This window comes from Allorhizocola rhizosphaerae (assembly GCF_003426775.1).
Taxonomy (GTDB): domain Bacteria; phylum Actinomycetota; class Actinomycetes; order Mycobacteriales; family Micromonosporaceae; genus Allorhizocola; species Allorhizocola rhizosphaerae.
Map to the genome: position 1 here is coordinate 30,847 of NZ_QJUG01000008.1, position 18,291 is coordinate 49,137.

Sequence of the window (18,291 nt, forward strand, 5' to 3'; positions counted from 1 at the left end):
AATTCAGGTCTTGTAGGTGTCGACGAGGGACGCGAAGGCGATGACGTTGTCGGCGTACCCGTCGTCGCCGCCCACCCAGCTCCCGCCGCACGTGATCAGGCGCAGCGACGGGCGCGAGTAGTCCTGATAGACCTTTGCCACGGGCAGGCTCGCCTTGCTGTACTGCTCCACCGTGTTCACCTCGAACACGGCGATGGTCCGGTCCCGGCGCACGATCTCGACGCGTTCGCCGGGCTTGAGCTCCCTGACCCGGTGGAACACCGCGGGCCGGTCACGGGTGTCGACGTGCCCGACGACGATCGCGGGGCCATACTGCCCGGGGCTGGGCCCGTCCTTGTACCAACCGGCCTCGTTTTCCAGCTTCAGTGAGGGCGTGGCGATCGTGCCGTCGGGCTCGGTCCCGACCCCGTGGACGGGTGCATCGACTCCGATCGCTGGGATGCGGATCCGCTTGGGCGGGCTCGGATCCAGTACCGGGAACTCGCCCGGTGGCGGTTTCGCCCGCGACACGAACAGGTCGCCGAAGTGCAATCCCGTGGCCTGGCCGAATCCGATGCTCGCGAGGAACAGTCCGATCAGGACCAGCGCACCGGACAGCAGTTTCACGCCTGCCTGCGCCTGCGCGCCAACACGAGCAGGAACGCGCCCGCCGCAAGGGAACCGGCGCCCGCGACGATCAGCCCGCTGTGCCCGCCGTTGTCACTCGCCAGCGCGCCACCGCCCGTCCGGGGCCCGCGCGAGGGCACGTTGAAGTTGACCACGTGCAGGGTCGTGGTCGCCGACTGGTTGCTCGGGCACGTCATCGTCACCGGGTATGCCCGCGCATGCTTGTCCTGCGGGATGGTCGCGGTGCCGCGGTGGACGAACTTGCCGCTGCGCGGATCCTGCTGGGGCGTGATGGTGACGACCCCGAAGGCCTCCGACTTGACGGTCGCGGGATTGACGTTGTCGCCGCAGAACGCCTCGATCTCGATCTGAAACCCGGCCTGGATCGTGCTCGGGGTGATCCTGATGTATTCGCCGTCGGCGTGGGCGGCGCTCGGTGCGGCGATGACGGCAAGAGCCGCAGAGAGGGTCAAAAGCCACTTCATGGTGAAAGCATCTCATTTGGGTCCGGGTGAGGAGCCCGAATCCTGCAGATAGAGTCGGTGATGTGTCCGTCAGCGAAGACGACGCCAGGCGGCTTGACCAGGCCGACCCGGGTCACCGTGAACTCTTTCATGTGCCGCCTGCCACTGGCGGGCGCTATCCCGAGGTTGCCTATTTCGCGGGCAACTCGCTCGGCCTGCAGCCCAAGGCGACGCGGTCCGAGCTGCTGGAGGATCTGGACGCCTGGGCCGCGCTCGGCGTCGAGGCGCACCTTGAGGCCAAACGGCCGTGGCTGCCCTACCACGAGCTGCTGACGGATCTTGCCGCGCGGCTGGTGGGAGGGTTGCCCTCGGAGACGGTCGTGATGAACTCGCTCACCGTCAATCTGCACCTGCTGATGGTCTCGTTCTATCGGCCGCGACCTCGGCGCGATCGCATCCTCGTGGAGGACACGACCTTTCCTTCAGATTCTTATGCGGTACGCAGTCAGGCTCGCTTTCATGGGCTCGACCCCGATGTCGCGGTGGTGCGGGTGCCCACCGATGGGATCGTCGATTTCCTTGAGCGCCAAGGGGAATCGGTCGCGCTGGTGTTGCTCGGCGGGGTGAACTACCTCACGGGGGAACTGCTGGACATCCCCGGCATCACCCAACTCGGCAAGGCAAAGGGCGCGATCGTCGGATGGGATCTCGCGCATGCCGCGGGAAATGTCGTACTGCGGCTTCATGATTGGGGCGTGGATTTCGCGAGTTGGTGTTCTTATAAATACCTCAACGCGGGGCCCGGTGCGCTCGCCGGAGCCTTCGTGCACGAGCGGCACCTTTCAGACCCGTCGCTGCACCGGTTTGAGGGCTGGTGGAGCACCGATCCGGCGGTCCGTTTCGAGATGGCGCCGGTCGCCACCCCACCGCCCACGGTCGACGCGTGGCAGATCTCCAACCCGCCCATCTTCTCGATGAGCCCGGTGCGCACGTCGCTGGAAATCTTCGACCGGGTGGGCATGCCGGCGCTGCGCGAGCGCAGCGTGCGGCTGACCGACTTCCTGGAGGGTCTGCTCGCCGAGCGCGAGATCGTGACACCGCGCGATCCGGCCCGGCGCGGGTGTCAGCTGTCGGTCCGAGTGCGGGGCGGCGCGGGCGAGCTGTCCCGGCGCCTGCGGCACGAGTTCGGGGTGATCGCGGACACGCGGGAGCCCGACATCCTGCGGCTGGCTCCCGTGCCGCTCTATTCGTCCTATCACGACTGTTGGCGTGCGGCGGAAGCATTGAGGCAGCTATGAAAGTAGCCATTGTTGGGGCGGGACTCGCCGGGTGCTTGCTGGCGACATACCTGGCGCGCAGGGGATATGAGGTCGTGCTCTATGAGCGGCGGCCCGATCCGCGCGACGGCATGGGGGGTGGGCCCGCAGGGCTGGGGGGCGGGAGAAGCAAGGTGGAGCGCGGGCGTTCGATCAACCTCGCGCTGTCCGAGCGTGGGCTCGATGCCCTGCGCCGCGTGGGGCTGGCCGATCAGGTGATGAAGGGCGCGCTGCCGATGCGCGGGCGCATGATCCATCCGATCGAGGGCGAGCTCGACTTCCAGCCATACAGCGCAGACGGGCAGCGCGCGATCAACTCGATCAGCCGGGGCGCGCTCAACGACGCGCTCTTGGAGGCCGCGCTGGCGCACGAGGGTGTGATTGTCCACTTTGAACACCGGCTTACCGCGCTGGACGCCTTTTCCGGAGCCATGGAGTTCGAGGGGCGGCGGGCGCACGCCGATGTCGTGATCGGTGCGGATGGGGCGGGGTCGGCCGTGCGCGGGCAACTGCTTGCCGCCGGGCTGCTCGACGAGAGCCTGGACTTCCTGGACTACGGATATAAGGAGTTGACCATTCCGGCGCGCGACGGCGACTTCGCGCTCGACCCGGATGCCCTGCACATCTGGCCGCGCGGGAGCTCCATGATGATCGCGCTGCCCAACCCGGACCGGTCGTTCACGTGCACGCTGTTCTGGCCCAACGGCGGCACGTCCAGCTTCGCCTCGCTGTCGAGCCCGGCGGCCATCATGCGGCACTTCGATCGGGTCTATCCGGATGTGCCCGCGCTCGCGCCAGACCTGGTGTCCGACTATCAGCACAACCCGGTGGGCCTGCTCGGCACGGTGCGGTGCGACCCGTGGCAGGCGGGTGGGCGCGTGGCGTTGATCGGCGACGCGGCGCACGCGATCGTGCCGTTCTATGGGCAGGGGGCCAATGCGGCGTTCGAGGATGTGGTCGAGCTCGACCGGTGCCTGGCGGACACGGGCGACCGGTGGGCGGCGGCGCTGCCCCTGTTCCAGGTGAGGCGGCAGGCCAATGCGGAGGCGATCGCCCGGATGGCACTGGACAACTTTGTGGAGATGCGGGACCGCGTGGCTTCCCCCGGGTACCAGATGAAGAAAAAATTAGAACACGTTCTAGAAAGAGCCCTCCCGGGACGGTATGTTTCGCGGTATGAGCTGGTGTCGTTCACGACCGTGCCCTATGCGCAGGTGCAGCGGCGGGTGTGGCGTCAGCAGCGGGTGCTCGGCGCGATGCTGGGCGGTGCGGCCCTGCTCGCGGGGGTCGGCGTTGCGGCACTGGTGCGGAAGTTGAGGTCGTCATGACTCTGTGGGAGCCGCGGCTGATGCGCGGGGAGCCGGTGGGCAAGCCGGGCGTGCTGCGCAACTTCGTAGGCGGGTCGTTTGTGGACGCCGGGAAGACGTTTGCGAAGCGGAGCCCCGTGACCGGGGAGGTCATTTTCGAGGTGGCCGAGGCGGATCGGGGCACCGTTGACGCGGCGGTGAGCGCGGCGCGGGCGGCGTTGCGCGGGCCGTGGGGGCGCATGTCCGATCAGGAGCGGGCCGGTGTGCTGCGCCGGGTGGCCGACGAGCTGGAGCGGCGGTTCGACGATCTCGTGACCGCGGAGGTGGCCGACACCGGCAAGTCGATCTCGCAGGCGCGCACCCTCGACATCCCGCGCGGGGCGGCCAACTTCCGGGCGTTCGCCGACATCGTGACGACCACGCCGACGGAGGCGTTCCAGACGGTCACGGCCGACGGGCGGCGGGCCCTCAACTACGCGGTGCGCAAACCCGTTGGCGTGGTGGCGATCATCGTGCCGTGGAACCTTCCGTTGCTGCTGTTGACGTGGAAGGTGGCCCCGGCGCTGGCGTGCGGCAACACGGTCGTGGTCAAGCCGTCGGAGGAGACACCGGCCTCGGCGACCGTGCTCGCCGAGGTGATGGCGGCGGCGGGTGTGCCGGAGGGGGTGTTCAACCTGGTGCACGGGTTTGGGCCGGACTCGGCGGGGGAGTTCCTGACCAGCCATCCCGGCGTCGATGCGATCACGTTCACCGGGGAGTCGGCGACCGGCAGCGCCATCATGCGGGCGGCGGCAGACGGGGTGAAGGCTGTTTCGTTCGAGCTGGGCGGCAAGAACGCCGGCCTGATTTTTGCCGACGCCGATATGGACGCGGCCGTGGATGGGGCCGTGCGGTCGAGCTTCACCAATGGCGGGCAGGTGTGTTTGTGCACCGAGCGGCTGTATGTGCAGCGCGCGGTGTTCGACGAGTTCGCCTCCCGGTTGGCGAAGCGGGCGGCTTCACTGCCCTTCGGGTGGCCGCAGGATGAGTCGACGGCCAACATGCCGCTGATCTCGCACGAGCATCGGGAAAAGGTGCTGGGCTACTACGATCTGGCGCGCAAGGAGGGTGCCGAATTCCTTGCCGGTGGCGGGATTCCGGAGTTCGGCGACGCGCGGGACGGCGGGGCCTATGTGCAGCCGACCGTCCTGAGTGGACTGGCGCAGGGGGCGCGCACCAACCGGGAGGAGATCTTCGGGCCGGTGTGCAGCCTGATGCCGTTCGATGACGAGGAGGAGGCGTTCGCGCTCGCCAACGACAGCGACTACGGGCTGGCCGCGACCGTTTGGACGCGCGACGTGGGGCGGGCCCATCGTGCGGGGGCGCGGCTGGAGGCCGGGCTGGTGTGGGTCAACACGTGGTTCCTGCGCGACCTGCGCACACCGTTCGGCGGAGTCAAGGCCTCGGGAGTGGGGCGCGAGGGCGGCGTGCACTCGCTCGCGTTTTATTCGGAGCTGACGAATGTGTGTGTGGAGCTGACTTGAACGAATTGTTTGAGGCCTACGAGAAGCGGGCCGCTATCCCACCCTTGCGCGAGCGGGTGATCCCGGTCGGCGACATCGACGCGGCCTACGCGGTGCAGCGGGCCATGACGGCCGACTGGGTGGCGCAGGGCCGACGCTTGGTCGGCGCGAAGATCGGGCTCACGAATCCGGCCGTGCAGAAGGTTTTCGGCGTGTTCCAGCCCGACTTTGGGGTCTTGTTCGCCGACATGGCGGTGCCGGATGGGGACGTGGTCGACGTGACCCGCCTGATCCAGCCGCGGGTGGAGGCGGAGATCGCTTTCGTGCTCGGGCGGGACCTGCCCGACGAGCAGGCGACGAGCGTCGACGTCATCCGGGCGACCGAATATCTGCTGCCGTCGATCGAGATCGTGGACTCGCGGATCGAAAACTGGGACATCTCCATCGTGGACACGGTGGCGGACAACGCGTCCAGTGGGCTATTCGTCCTGGGGACGCGGCCGGTGCGGCTGTCCGATGTGGACCTCCGGTTGTGTGGGATGGTGCTGGAGCACGCGGGCGAGCCGGTTTCGGTCGGCGCGGGGGCCGCTTGCCTGGGCAATCCGCTCAACGCGGTGGTGTGGCTGGCGTCCACGATGGCGCGCAACGGCACCCCGCTGCGTGCGGGCGACGTGGTGCTCTCGGGCGCGCTCGGCCCCATGGTCCCCGTGACCCCCGGCGCCTCCTACGAGGCCCGCATCTCCACCCTGGGCACGGTCCGTACCACCTTCTCCCCCCTTGCGGGTTGATCATGAACTTACGTCCATGTTCGACGGCGTGTCGCGACCGTAACTTCATGGTCAACCGCGCCGGGTTCGGTGGTCCGGCCGGGATTCGCGGCGCCGGGTTCGGATGCGGCGGCGCTGGGTTCCGAGGCGGCTGGGCCCGGTGCGGTGGCGGCGCCGGGGTTCGAATGCGGCAGGGCCGGCTTCAGCGCGACGACACGCCGTCTACATGGACGTAGGTTCATGATCGGCGGGTAGGGCGGTAGAGAGGGAGAGGAGAGGGAGATGGGTCGGGTTGGGGTGGCGGTCGTTGGGTCGGGCAATATCGGGACCGACCTGATGTTCAAGGTGATGCGGCTGTCCGAGACGCTGCGGATGGTCGCGATGGTGGGCATCGATCCGCAGTCGGACGGGCTGGCGCGGGCCAAGCGCATGGGTGTGGCCACGACGGACCGTGGGATCGAGGGGCTGCTTGAAATGCCGGAGTTCGATGAGGTCGAGATCGTGTTCGATGCGACTTCGGCCAGGGCGCATGGGCGGCACGATGTGGTGTTGCGGGAGCGTGGCAAGACCGTCATCGATCTGACTCCGGCGGCGATTGGGCCCTATGTGATTCCGCCCGTCAACTTGGACCAGCATCTGGGCGAGCGGAATTTGAACATGGTGAGCTGTGGGGGGCAGGCGACCGTGCCGATCGTGGCGGCGGTCGCGGCGGTGACTCCCGTGTCGTACGGCGAAATTGTGGCGTCGATCAGCTCACGGTCGGCTGGACCCGGTACCAGACAGAATATTGACGAATTTACGGAGACGACGGCGCGGGCGATTGAAGTCGTTGGGGGAGCGGCGAAGGGGAAGGCGATTATTGTGCTGAACCCGGCCGAACCGCCGTTGTTGATGCGCGACACGATTTATTGCCTGTGCCCCGATATGGAGGCCGATCAAGCCGCGATAGCGAAGTCGGTGCAGGACATGGTGAGTGAAGTGCAGGCCTATGTGCCGGGGTATCGGCTGAAGCAGGAGGTTCAGTTTGACCGGCATGAGTTGGGGCTGCAGGTGTCGGTGTTCCTTGAGGTTTCGGGGGCGGGGCACTACTTGCCGGCGTATGCGGGGAATCTGGACATCATGACGTCGGCGGCCTTGCGGACGGCGGAGAGATTGGTGGCGCTGCGGTGACTGAGGTTTATGTGCAGGACGTGACGCTGCGCGATGGGATGCATGCCATCCGGCATCAATACACCGTCGAGCAGGTGCGGCAGATCACGGCCGCGTTGGATGCGGCGGGTGTGGCCGCGATCGAAGTCGCGCATGGGGATGGGCTGGCGGGGTCGAGCCTGAATTATGGGATGGGAAGGGCATCCGATCAGGAGTGGATCTCGGCGGCGGCCGAAGTGATCAAGCATGCGAAGCTGACGACGTTGATTTTGCCGGGGATCGCGACGATCAAGGATCTGCGGGCGGCACGGGATCTGGGCGTGCGGAGTGTGCGCGTGGCGACGCACTGCACGGAGGCCGACATCGCGCAGCAACACATCAGCTGGGCGCGCGAGAACGGCATGGACGTCAGTGGATTCCTGATGATGTCGCACATGAACGACCCGATCGGCCTGGCGAAGCAGGCGAAGCTGATGGAGTCCTATGGGGCGCACTGCGTCTACGTCGTGGACTCGGGTGGGCGGCTGCTGATGAGCGACGTGGCGCAGAGAGTGGACGCGTACAAGCAAGTGCTGGATGGTGGGACCCAGGTCGGGATTCATGCGCATCACAACCTGTCGTTTGGGGTGGCCAATAGTGTTGTGGCCGTTGAGCATGGGACGTACCGCGTGGACGCGTCGCTGGCCGGGATGGGTGCGGGCGCGGGCAACGCGCCGCTGGAGGTGTTCGCCGCCGTGGCCGACCTGATGGGCTGGAAGCACGGCACGGACGTGTTCGCGCTCATGGACGCCGCCGACGACATCGTGCGCCCGCTGCAGGACCGGCCGGTGCAGGTCGATCGCGAGACGCTGTCGCTGGGCTACGCGGGCGTTTATTCCAGCTTCCTGCGGCATGCGGAGCGGGCTTCGAAGAAGTACGGGATCGATGTGCGCTCGATTCTGGTGGAGCTCGGAAAACGGCGCATGGTGGGTGGGCAGGAGGACATGATTGTGGACGTGGCATTGGATTTGAAGAATGGGTAGCCCGCCTGCGGTCGTGCTCTATGAGGCGGCGCGTGGGAGGAAGGCGATTGCGCAGCTGAACCTGGCCGGCGTGGACGAGGCGTATGAGGTGCAGGCGGAGCTGGTCGCGCTTTCGCAGGAGCGGGTCGTGGGCATGAAGATGGGGCTGACCAGCCGGGCCAAGATGGCGCAGGTCGGGGTCAACGAGGTGATCTGGGGGCGGTTGACGGAGGCGATGCGCGTGGCCGATGGGGGCGAGGTCGACGTGGGGCGGTTCATCCACCCGCGGGTCGAGCCGGAGGTCGCGTTTCTGGTGAAGGATGGCGCCATCGAACGGGTCGCACCGGCACTGGAGATCATCGACTCGCGGTACGCGGACTTCAAGTTCACGCTGCCGGATGTGATCGCCGACAACACCTCCGCGGCGGCGTTCGTGATCGGGCCGTGGTGCGAGCTTCCGTCCGATGTGGACAATCTCGGTGTGCTGCTGGAGATCGACGGGCGCGTGGTGCAGGTCGGGTCCACGGCTGCGATCCTGGGCGACCCGAGGCGTGCCTTCGAGGCGGGCGTCGCGCTGGCCGGGCGACACGGCGTGCGGCCGCAGGACGGCTGGGTGTTCCTGGCGGGAGCGGCGACGGCGGCGGTGCCCCTGCAGGCGGGTGTGCATGTGCGGGCCGTGGTCGAAAAGCTGGGCACCGCGGCGGTGAGAGCGTGTTAGTCACGCCGCGCGGGCGGTTCCCGCACGTGAAGGTGGCGGGCGGGTTCGCGTTCGTGAGCGGCACGTCGAGCCGGCGGCCGGACAACACGATCGCGGGCGCGAGCGCCGACGAGCTGGGGACGACATCGCTCGATATCAGGGTGCAGACGCGTGCGGTGATCGAGAATATTCGCGCGATCCTGGGCACGGTCGGCTTGGACCTCCAGGATCTCGTGCAGATCACGGCGTACCTGGTGAATATGAATGATTTTGGCGGCTATAACGAGGTCTACGGATCGTATTTCGACGAGAATGGTCCTACCCGGACCACCGTCGCGGTGCATCAACTGCCACACCCGCATCTGCTGATCGAGATGCAGGCGGTGGCGGCGCTCAGGAGGGAATCGTGATGCAGGAACCAATCAACTTCCCGGAATGGCTCAAGGAAAACCAGCATCTGCTCAAGCCGCCGGTCGGCAACCAACAGCTGTTCAAGGCCAGCGACGACTTCGTCGTGATGATCGTCGGCGGGCCCAACCAGCGCACGGATTACCACGTCGACCCGTACGAGGAGTACTTCTACCAGATCAAAGGCAACATGCACGTCAAGGTGATGACCAAGGACGGGCCCGAGGATGTGCACATCCGTGAGGGCTCGATGTGGGTGCTGCCGCGCAACACCCCGCACTCGCCGCAGCGGCCCGAGCAGGGCTCGGTCGGGCTGGTCGTGGAGCGCGTGCGCGAGGAGGGCACGCTGGAGAAGTTCCAGTGGTACTGCTTCGAATGCAATCATCTGGTCCACGAGGTCGAGCTGCAGGTGCGCAGCATCGTCGACGACCTGCCGCCGCTGTTCCAGGCCTTTTACGAGGACGAGTCGGCGCGCAGATGCCCGAACTGCGGCGCCCTGCACCCGGGCAAGGGCTGATGGTCCGGCCCGTCATCGACGTGCATACCCATGTCGTGCCCCGGGGCTGGCCCCGGCTGGAGGGCGCCCCGTGGGTGCGGGTCGACTCCGAGCGCGAGGCCATGATTATGGTGGGCGAGAACGAGTTCCGCGCCATCGGCGAGCAGTGCTGGGACTCGTATGTGCGCCTGACCGACATGGCCGACGACGGCGTCGACCGTCAGGTGATCTCGCCGACGCCGGTGTTCTTCTGCTATGACCGCCCGCCTGCGGTCGCGCTCAACGTGGCGAAGATCTTCAATGATCTGACGCTGGCCATGGCCGAGGGCGCTCCCGACCGGTTGATCCCGTTTTGTCAGGTACCGCTTCAGGACCCCGACCTCGCGTGCCGTGAGCTGGATCGGTGCCTGGCCAACGGCCATCGCGGTGTGGAGATCGGCAACCACGTGGGCGAGCGGGACCTCGACGACCCCGGCATCGTGACGTTCCTGCAGCACTGCGCTTCGGTCGGGGCGCCCGTGTTCGTGCACCCGTGGGATATGCCGGTCTCTTCGCGGGTGGCCAGGTGGATGGGGCAGTGGCTGGTGGGCATGCCCGCCGAGACCCACCTGTCGATCCTCGCGCTCATCCTGGGCGGCGTGTTCGACCGGGTGTCACCGGACTTGCGCATCTGTTTCGCGCACGGCGGGGGCAGCTTCGCGTTCTGGCTTGGGCGCGCCGACAACGCCTGGCACAAGCGCAACGACGTGGTGCGCGGATTGTCCGAACGGCCCCCAAGCCACTACGTGGGCCGGTTCTATGTGGACAGTGTGGTGTTCGACCCGCCCGCGCTGCGCCTGCTGGTCGATGTCATGGGCGAGGATCGGGTCGTGCTCGGCAGCGACTATCCGTACCCGCTGGGCGAGCGGCCGGTGGGCCTGGTGGTGCGCAAGGCGCTGAGCCCGGCGCAGCAGGAAAAGGTGTTGTCCACCAACGCTTTGCGGTTTCTCGGGATGGCCTAGTGGAAGACCGGTCCGTCCTGTCGCGGGAGGCCCCCGAGCCCGCGATCGAGTGGGAGCACGACGTTTACTTCAACGGGCCGGTGGTCGTGCTGATCCACGGTGGGTTCTGGCGGCCCTCATACGATCGCGTGCACCTGCGCCCGATGGCGTCGGCGCTGCCGTGGCCGGCGGTGTCGATCGAATATCGCCGCATTCCCGGCGATCCCTCCTCAGCCGTGGTCGATGTGCGCACCGCTGTGGAACGCATCCGCGGGCCGAAGGTGGTCGTCGGGCATTCGGCGGGCGGGCATCTCGCGCTGTGGGTGGCGGCCACGCTCGGCCTGCCGGCCGTGGCCCTCGCGCCGGTGGCCGACCTGAGGCTGGGCGAAGAGCTCGACCTCGATGGGGGAGCGGTGCGCGACTTCCTGGGCGGGCCGGCTGCCGACCGCCCCGACCTCGATCCCGTGCGGATGGCCCCGGCGCCGGCTGCCGTGCTGATCCACGGCGAGCGCGACACGATCGTCCCCATTGGACTGTCGCTCGCATACACGAAGGCGCACCCGGCCGCCCGGTTGGTGGTCGTGCCGGATGCCGGACACTTCGAGCTGATCGACCCGGCGAGCAACGCCTGGCCCGTGGTGATCGGTGAGCTTGGCCGACTGCTAGCGTGAGCACGTGTCAACACCAGATACCCAGGATCTGCTGATCTTCGTGGGCATCCCGCTCGCGGTGATCGTGATCATCTTCGCTTTGGTCTACGCGTCCGGCTCGCGCGGCGCGAAGCGTTACCGGCCCGGCCGCCCCTATCATTTCGCGCCGGTGTGGTTCCTGGCCAAGCCGGAGTCTGACGGCCCCTCCCCTTCCGGGTTCACGGCGGCACTGGAGGCCGCGCCGGAGCGGGAGCACCCGGGCGTGACGGGAGGCGCAAGTGACCGCTGGTAACGACGAGATGGCGCAGAGCCCGTTCACGACCCGCCAGCTGCTGCGCATCGACGAGGCGCTGCGCGTGGCCGACCGCTCCACCGGGCTGACCTTCAGCATTTACGTCGGTGAGATCACCGAGCCGGTCCGCAAGGGCGCGGAGGACCTGCACGCCCAGTTGGCCCGCCCGGCCAGCTCGGTGCTGATCGCAGTGTCGCCGGAGCAGCGCCAGCTGGAGATCGTGACGGGTTCGCTGGCCCGCCGTCGCCTTGCCGACCGCGACTGCAAGCTGGCCGCGCTGTCGATGGCCGCCGCATTCGGCGGGGGTGACCTCGCGGGCGGCATCGTCATCGGGCTGGCTCAGCTGGCCGACCACGCGGGCCGCGCTTCCTGAGGGGTGTCACCCTGCTGGGGTCTGGTTGGTGACAGGGCAAAGTTCGGTTCCTCCGCAAAATCATTGAGCTACATGTCTCAATGATCTTGAGGAGGAGTGGATGAGACGTCTGCTCATCACGACCGGGACCGTCCTGGTCACGCTGTTGGCCGCGACGCCCGCGCTCGCGGTCGACGGCAACCTTCCGGGCGGCACGAGCATCTCGGTCACCATCACCAGCCCGGCCAACGGGTCGGTACACCCGCCCGGGCCGGTGACCGTGACCGGGACGGCCTCGGTCGGCACGGGCGTGCCGGTGGCCAACACCTCGCTCACGTATGTGATCGACTCGTCCGGCAGCACGGGCAACCCGGGCCATCCGAGCTGCGGCAACATCCTGCAGTGCGAGATCGCTGCGGCGCTCGCGCTCAGCGCCGACACGCGCAACGGCACCATCGCCGAGGTCGGCGCGGTGACCTTCGGGGAGGCCGCGACGATCGCCGATGTCACGCCCGGCGGCGGGGACGACCGCAACACCGGGCCGTCGACGGACGCCAACGGCAACGGCACGCCCGACATCGACGAGGTGATCTCGTCGACGTTCAGCGCGGGGTTTGGGCAGTTCACCAACAGGAGCGTCGGTAGCGGCTCGACGAACTTCGCCGACGCCATCGCCAAGGCGCGCACGGTCACCGACGCGCAGACCAAGGCGCGCAAGATTGTCGTGTTCATGTCGGACGGGTTCGCCAACACCGGCGGGAGCATCAACGTGCCCCTGACCGGGATCCCCGACAACGTGGACATCTTCACGTTCGCGGTGGGCACCGGCGCCAACTGCACCAACACCGGGCAGAACGGCGAGGGCAGCCTCGAACAGATCACCGCCGGTACCGTCCCGGGTGGACACTGCGTGCAGGTGACCGATGTCGGACAGCTGCCCGACGTGCTGCCGGGGATCATCTCCTCGCAGCTTACGCAGCTGTCCATGCAGATCGACAACGGCTCGTTCAACCCGATCGGCAACGCCGACATCACACCGGATCTGCCACAGAACGGACCGGCGAGTGTCACCTACAGCGCCGTGACCCCTGCGCTCGCGGCCGGTACCCATCAAATCTGCGTGCGCGCCAACGGCACGGATGGAGGCGGCGCGGGGTTCGTCACCGACTGCCGCACGATCATCATCAACGCGCCTCCGGTGGTGGATCCGGGCGGGCCGTTCTCCGGCCAGGAGGGCACGCCCGTGACGATCGCGGGCACGGTCACCGACCCGGACGGGCCCAGCCTCACCACGCTGTGGACGATCGCGCCGCAGTCCGGGGTGGACCCGGGGGCCACCTGCGCGTTCACCGACGCGAGCCTGCAGATGACGACCGTGCGGTGTACCGATGACGGCGTCTACCGCCTGACCCTCACCGCCGACGACGGGGTCAACCCGCCGGTCTCGGCGGACACCACGCTCACGCTGACCAACGTCGCGCCACAGGTGTCGATATCGGCTCCGGTCAACAACCTGGCCGTGCCGCGCGGCACGAACGTCGCCTTCACCGCGCCGTTCACCGACATCGGTACCAACGACACCCACACCTGCACCATCGACTTCGACGACGGCACGCCGGTCGTGAACGGCACCGTCAACGAGGTCCCCGGTTCGGGCACGTGCACCACGAGCCACGTGTTCACCGCGCTCGGCCCGCACAACGTGCTGGTGACGGTCACCGATGACGACGGCGCGTCGGCCACCGCGGTCGTGCGGGTGGTCGTGTTCCTCCCGGGCGGCGCGTTTGCCTTGGAGGCCAAGGGATTGCTCCTCACGGTCCCGCGCACACCCGACGTCAGGTGCCCGCCCAACGAGGCACGCACAGTGGTCAGGATCAGCGCACCGCCGCTGCTGTCCACGGGCGTGCTCAACGCCAGCTGCACCATCGACATGAACATCGGCAGGACCGTGGCATACGCCTCGGTTGACGGCGCGACGCTGCTCGGGGGCGCGATCCAGCTCAGTCTCATCGAGAGCACATGCACCGCCGACGCTGACGGCATCACGCGTTCGTCGCGCGTTGTCGGCACCATCAACGGGCAACCGATCAGCGCCGGCCCGGCGACGATCGGCATCCCGGGGGTCGCGACCGTGCACCTCAACGAGTCAACCACCGGGCCAGGCGGCCTGCTCGTGCAGAACGCCGTCCGCGTGGAGGTGCTCGGGCTGCTCGGGATCGTCACCGAGACGATCATCCTGAGCAGCTGCTACCTCGGGTAGTCACACACCCGGCAGGCGCCCGTTCCTGAACAGGTCCACGAACAGCTGGTGGTCCGATCGGGCACGGGCGCCGTACGCGTGGGCGAACTCGGCGAGCTCGGTGATGAACCCGCGCTCGTCGCGATCCAGCTCGGCCACGATGGCCTCCTCGGTGGAGTAGTCAACGAGGTCGTGGCTGGACTCGTCGTCGGCGACCGAGTGCGCCCGCGCGACCGCCCGGCCCAGCTCCCGCATGACGCTCAGCAGCTCGTCGGGCTCGTTGACGTCGGACCAGTCGAGGTCGGCGGCATAGGGCGAGACCTCGGCGACGAGCTGGCCGACGCCGCCGAGCGTGGTGTAGCCCAGCCACTGGTCGGCGGCGGCCTGAAGCGCGCGTTGCGATTCGGCCGTGCGGTGGCCCTGATGCTGGAAGTACGACCGGACCCGCTCGTCGGCGATGTGCCGTGCGACGGCCGGGGTCTGTGCCTGCTTCATATAGATGATGACATCGTTTTCCAGGGCCTGGGTGTGGCCTTCGAGAAGCAGGTTGTAGGACGGGAGCCCGGCGGAACCGATGCCGACTCCCTTGCGCAGCACCACATCTTTGATCGTGTGTTCGATCTTCGCGTGCGGCGGGCGCGTTTCCAGGTACCGGATAAAAGCCTCTTCCACGGAATCTCGGTCGACGGCCGGGAACACGCCCTCGCCCCGGGCGAACCGCCGGTCGTAGTGGTCGATGACGGTCTCCCGCGAGAGCAGCTCGACGCGCGTGTTGAGCCGGGCCAGCTGCAGCACGCGATGCAGCGGGCCGGTCGTGGTGCGCAGCGTCAGCGATCCGATCGCGTCGTCGCCGCCGAGCGCGATGGCCCGCAGCTCGTCGACGTAGGCCCGCGCGAACACCGTGACCAGCGAACTGATCATCTCATCGGACAGCGCCTTGCCGTACCCGATCAAAGCCACGCTCGCCGCGAACCGCCGCAGATCCCAGAGGAACGGCCCGACATACGCCTCATCAAAATCATTGACATTGAAGACGAGTATCCCGTCGGAGTTCATGTACGTGCCGAAGTTCTCCGCGTGCAGGTCGCCGTGGATCCACACCCGGCTGGTCCGCTCGTTCAGGAAGCGGGTGCCGGCGAACTCGCCCACCATGTCGGCATAGAAAAGGCAAGCGCTCCCGCGATAGAACGCGAAAGCGCTTGCCGCCATCTTGCGGAACTTGCGGCGGAACGCCGCCGGTTCGGCCGCCATCAACGAACCGAACTCGCGGACGAGGACCTCGACTATGTCGTCAGATCGGCTCATCCACTCATTGTGACGCGGCGTCGCGAGCGCGGGCCTTCATCGAACGAAGGACACGGTCGTTGCCCTCCGCCACGAGCCGGCGCAGCGGGGCCGGGTGGCCCGCCTGGGCGAGCCATGCCTCGGCCGCGTCGACCGTGGCCTGCGACACCTGGTACACCGGATAGCCCAGCACCACGAAGTCCTGCCCCGGTTCGCTGTCGCGCATCTTCCACACGTTGGCGACGTCCTCGAAGAAGCGCTGCGTGAACGGGGCCGTGAGCCCGACCTGCGCCGAGTGCTGGAAGCCCAGCACGAGCGCCCGGTTGCGCGAGTTGACCAGCTCGGGCTCGGTGGTCATCTCCCGCCAGACCGCCTCCTTGGACTCCGGCGTCGGGATGAGCGCGGTCGCCGTGGCCGCCCCGATGTCGCCGGCCGCGGTCTGATCGGCGGCGTGCTCCGCGTCGATCACCTCCGGGTCGATGGCGCCGTTGGCCACCAGCGCCTGTATCAGCTGCCAGCGCAGCTCGCCCTCGACCCGCAAGCCCTGCGGGATGTCCACACCGGACAGCCAGTTCTGCAGCACGGCCAGGTCGCCGGTTGACCGCGCCGCGCCGATGAACGTGCGCGCCCACGCGAGCTGGAACCCGCTGCCCGGCTCGGCGGCCTGCATCGCCTCCCGCGAAGCGGAGGCCAGCATCTGCCAGCCGGTCGGGCTCCACGACGCGTCCGCGTATTGGCTCAGCGCCACCCCGATATAGCGCAGGGTCGTGGTCACCAGGTTGATGTCCTGCTCGCCGGGCAGCGCGTTGGTCACGAGCCGGACGAAGTCGCGCGCGGCCATCTCGGCGTCGCGCACCATGTCCCACGTGGCGGCCCAGCACAGCGCGCGGGCGAGCGACGAGTCCACCCCGCCCAGGTGACGCACAAGTGTGGACAGTGAGCGCTCGTCGAGGCGCAGCTTGGTGTAGGACAGGTCCTCGTCGTTGAGCAGGAGCAGGTCGGGCACGCGCACGCCGGTGAGCTCGTCGATGGTGGTGGACTCGCCCGCGACGTCGACCTCCAGGAGCTGCCGCCGGGCCAGCTTGCCGTCCTCGCCCAGGTCGTAAAGGCCGATGCCGATGCGATGCGGGCGCAGGGTCGGGTATCCCTCGGGCGCCTCCTGCAGCACCTCCACCCGCTCGTAAACATCACCATCGACGGAGACCCGCGGCCGCAGCGTGTTGACCTGTGCCGTCTCCAGCCACGCCGCAGAGAACGCGTCGAGGCGCCGGCCGGACGCGCTCTCCAGCGCCGACAGCAGGTCGGAGAAGGTCGCGTTGCCCCAGGCGTGCTGCTTGAAGTACGCCCGCAGGCCGGTAACGAACGCGTCGATGCCGACGTAGGCGACCAGCTGCTTGATGACGCTCGCGCCCTTGGCGTAGGTGATGCCGTCGAAGTTCACCTCGACCGCGTTGACGTCGGGCATCTCGCAGTAGACCGGGTGCGTGCTGGACAGCTGATCCTGCCCGTAGCCCCAGTTTTTGCGCAGCGACAGGAACGTCGTCCAGGCGTCGGAGAAGCGGGTCGCCGCCGCGTTGCACCAATGCGAGGCCCACTCGGCGAACGACTCGTTGAGCCACAGGTCGTCCCACCACCGCATGGTCACCAGGTCGCCGAACCACATGTGGGCCAGCTCGTGCAGGATCGTGTTGGCCCGCTGCTCGCGCTCGAAGTCGGTGACCGCGGAGCGGAAGATGTATGCGGCGTCGGCGTGCGTCACGCACCCGAAGTTCTCCATCGCGCCCGCGTTGAACTCGGGCACCCACAGCTGGTCGTATTTGGACAGTGGGTAGCGCACGCCGAACTGGGCGTGGAAGAAGTCGAACCCCTGCTTGGTAATCTCGAACAGCTCGTCGGCCTCAAGGTGGGCGGCCACCGAGGCGCGGCAGAACACGCCGAGATCGATACCGTCGTGCGTGGTGCGCTCCTCGTGATAGGGCCCGGCACACAGGGCCGTCACGTAGGTCGACATGCGGACCGACTGTTCGAAGTGGACGGTCTGGTCGAGCACGTTGTCGGTGATGTAGGCGACCGGTGCGTTCGAGACCACCTTCCAGTGGTTGGGGACGCGGGCGTGCCAGGTGTAGACCGCCTTCAGGTCGGGCTGGTCGAAACAGGCGAACACGCGCTGCGCGTCGTTCGTCTCGAACTGGCTGTAGAGATAGACCTCTTTGTCGGCCGGATCGACGGCGCGATGCATGCCCTGCCCGGACGACGAGAACGGGAAGCGGGCCTCGACCACGAGCGTGTTGTCCGCAGCGAGGTTGGGCAGGGCCAGCCCGGTCTCCGGGGTCCAGGAGCTCAGATCCAGGTCGGCCCCGTTGAGCACGGCCCGCTGCACGGACTGCGCGGCCAGCTCGATAAACGTCGACTCGCCGGGTGACGCGCACGAAAAGCGCACCGTGGTGACTCCCGGGAAACTCGTGGCGCCGGGATTGCCTGAGCCGTCGGTCAGATCCAGGGCAATGTCATAAGAGATCACGTCCAGCAACTTGGCCCTGGTGATGGCCTCGCTCTGGGTGAGGTTACGGATACCGGTCACGAAGCAAGTCTTTCATACGTCCCCCTCGTTGGTGAGAACGTGGACATACCAAAGGAAGCCGTGGCCCGCTTTACGGGTCGCGGATACGTGAGCTTTGCCGACAATCGGTGGGCGGTGGACGCCTATCGCGGGAGGCATCGAACCCTCGGCAGCGGCGGCGCACCCGCCGACGGGGAGAGGCTCAGGAGCCGGGCGGGTGA

Annotated in this window: 18 protein-coding genes; 14 read left to right on the forward strand and 4 right to left on the reverse strand. The window is 67.7% G+C overall.

Going from position 1 to position 18,291, the window contains the following annotated elements; genetic code table 11:
- Positions 1 to 3: 3 nt before the first annotated feature.
- Positions 4 to 606, reverse strand: a complete 603-nt coding sequence (locus tag DM816_RS02880; protein ID WP_117208468.1) for a class F sortase — start codon at positions 604 to 606, stop codon at positions 4 to 6.
- Positions 603 to 1,091, reverse strand: a complete 489-nt coding sequence (locus DM816_RS02885; protein WP_117208469.1) for a hypothetical protein — start codon at positions 1,089 to 1,091, stop codon at positions 603 to 605. Before DM816_RS02885 ends, DM816_RS02880 begins: the two co-directional genes overlap by 4 nt.
- A 62-nt stretch (positions 1,092 to 1,153) precedes the next feature.
- Between DM816_RS02885 and kynU the strand changes: the two genes are divergently transcribed.
- The 14 genes from kynU to DM816_RS02955 all read left to right on the forward strand — a co-directional run bounded on the left by kynU (position 1,154) and on the right by DM816_RS02955 (position 14,247).
- Positions 1,154 to 2,368, forward strand: a complete 1,215-nt coding sequence (gene kynU / locus DM816_RS02890) for a kynureninase (RefSeq protein WP_117208470.1) — start codon at positions 1,154 to 1,156, stop codon at positions 2,366 to 2,368.
- Positions 2,365 to 3,714, forward strand: coding sequence for an FAD-dependent oxidoreductase (locus DM816_RS02895; RefSeq protein ID WP_117208471.1), 1,350 nt, complete (start codon positions 2,365 to 2,367; stop codon positions 3,712 to 3,714). The genes kynU and DM816_RS02895 overlap by 4 nt, the downstream gene beginning before the upstream one ends.
- Positions 3,711 to 5,216 (forward strand): 2-hydroxymuconic semialdehyde dehydrogenase, encoded by a 1,506-nt coding sequence (locus DM816_RS02900; RefSeq protein WP_117208472.1) that lies wholly within the window; start codon positions 3,711 to 3,713, stop codon positions 5,214 to 5,216. Before DM816_RS02895 ends, DM816_RS02900 begins: the two co-directional genes overlap by 4 nt.
- On the forward strand, positions 5,213 to 5,983 hold the full coding sequence (locus DM816_RS02905) for a 2-keto-4-pentenoate hydratase (RefSeq protein WP_281274285.1): 771 nt from the start codon (positions 5,213 to 5,215) through the stop codon (positions 5,981 to 5,983). The genes DM816_RS02900 and DM816_RS02905 overlap by 4 nt, the downstream gene beginning before the upstream one ends.
- 261 nt (positions 5,984 to 6,244) lie before the next feature.
- Entirely contained in the window at positions 6,245 to 7,132 is an 888-nt protein-coding gene (locus DM816_RS02910; RefSeq protein WP_117208474.1) for an acetaldehyde dehydrogenase (acetylating), read from the forward strand.
- Positions 7,129 to 8,133, forward strand: coding sequence for a 4-hydroxy-2-oxovalerate aldolase (dmpG, locus tag DM816_RS02915; protein ID WP_117208475.1), 1,005 nt, complete (start codon positions 7,129 to 7,131; stop codon positions 8,131 to 8,133). The genes DM816_RS02910 and dmpG overlap by 4 nt, the downstream gene beginning before the upstream one ends.
- Positions 8,126 to 8,830, forward strand: a complete 705-nt coding sequence (locus tag DM816_RS02920; RefSeq protein ID WP_117208476.1) for a 2-keto-4-pentenoate hydratase — start codon at positions 8,126 to 8,128, stop codon at positions 8,828 to 8,830. Before dmpG ends, DM816_RS02920 begins: the two co-directional genes overlap by 8 nt.
- Positions 8,824 to 9,219: a RidA family protein gene (locus DM816_RS02925; protein WP_117208477.1), complete on the forward strand. Its 396-nt coding sequence runs from the start codon at positions 8,824 to 8,826 to the stop codon at positions 9,217 to 9,219. Before DM816_RS02920 ends, DM816_RS02925 begins: the two co-directional genes overlap by 7 nt.
- Positions 9,219 to 9,734, forward strand: coding sequence for a 3-hydroxyanthranilate 3,4-dioxygenase (locus DM816_RS02930; protein WP_117208508.1), 516 nt, complete (start codon positions 9,219 to 9,221; stop codon positions 9,732 to 9,734). Before DM816_RS02925 ends, DM816_RS02930 begins: the two co-directional genes overlap by 1 nt.
- Positions 9,734 to 10,714, forward strand: a complete 981-nt coding sequence (locus DM816_RS02935; protein WP_117208509.1) for an amidohydrolase family protein — start codon at positions 9,734 to 9,736, stop codon at positions 10,712 to 10,714. The genes DM816_RS02930 and DM816_RS02935 overlap by 1 nt, the downstream gene beginning before the upstream one ends.
- Positions 10,714 to 11,364, forward strand: coding sequence for an alpha/beta hydrolase (locus DM816_RS02940; RefSeq protein ID WP_117208478.1), 651 nt, complete (start codon positions 10,714 to 10,716; stop codon positions 11,362 to 11,364). The genes DM816_RS02935 and DM816_RS02940 overlap by 1 nt, the downstream gene beginning before the upstream one ends.
- A gap of 4 nt (positions 11,365 to 11,368) precedes the next feature.
- Positions 11,369 to 11,635, forward strand: a complete 267-nt coding sequence (gene ctaJ / locus DM816_RS02945) for an aa3-type cytochrome oxidase subunit CtaJ (protein WP_117208479.1) — start codon at positions 11,369 to 11,371, stop codon at positions 11,633 to 11,635.
- A gap of 7 nt (positions 11,636 to 11,642) precedes the next feature.
- The gene (locus tag DM816_RS02950; protein WP_117208480.1) at positions 11,643 to 12,008 is read left to right on the forward strand and encodes a DUF5130 family protein; all 366 of its coding nucleotides are present in this window, start codon (positions 11,643 to 11,645) and stop codon (positions 12,006 to 12,008) included.
- 100 nt (positions 12,009 to 12,108) lie between these two features.
- Complete coding sequence (locus DM816_RS02955) at positions 12,109 to 14,247, forward strand: vWA domain-containing protein (protein WP_117208481.1); 2,139 nt, start codon at positions 12,109 to 12,111, stop codon at positions 14,245 to 14,247.
- On the opposite strand, the gene DM816_RS02960 is transcribed toward DM816_RS02955, so the two are convergent.
- Both DM816_RS02960 and pepN read right to left on the reverse strand, forming a co-directional pair.
- Positions 14,248 to 15,531 carry a DUF2252 domain-containing protein gene (locus DM816_RS02960; RefSeq protein WP_117208482.1) on the reverse strand — a complete coding sequence of 428 codons (1,284 nt, stop codon included), beginning with the start codon at positions 15,529 to 15,531 and terminating at the stop codon, positions 14,248 to 14,250. It abuts the gene before it with no gap.
- Positions 15,532 to 15,535: 4 nt separating this feature from the next.
- Entirely contained in the window at positions 15,536 to 18,082 is a 2,547-nt protein-coding gene (pepN, locus tag DM816_RS02965; protein WP_117208510.1) for an aminopeptidase N, read from the reverse strand.
- Between the last annotated feature and the right edge of the window lie 209 nt (positions 18,083 to 18,291).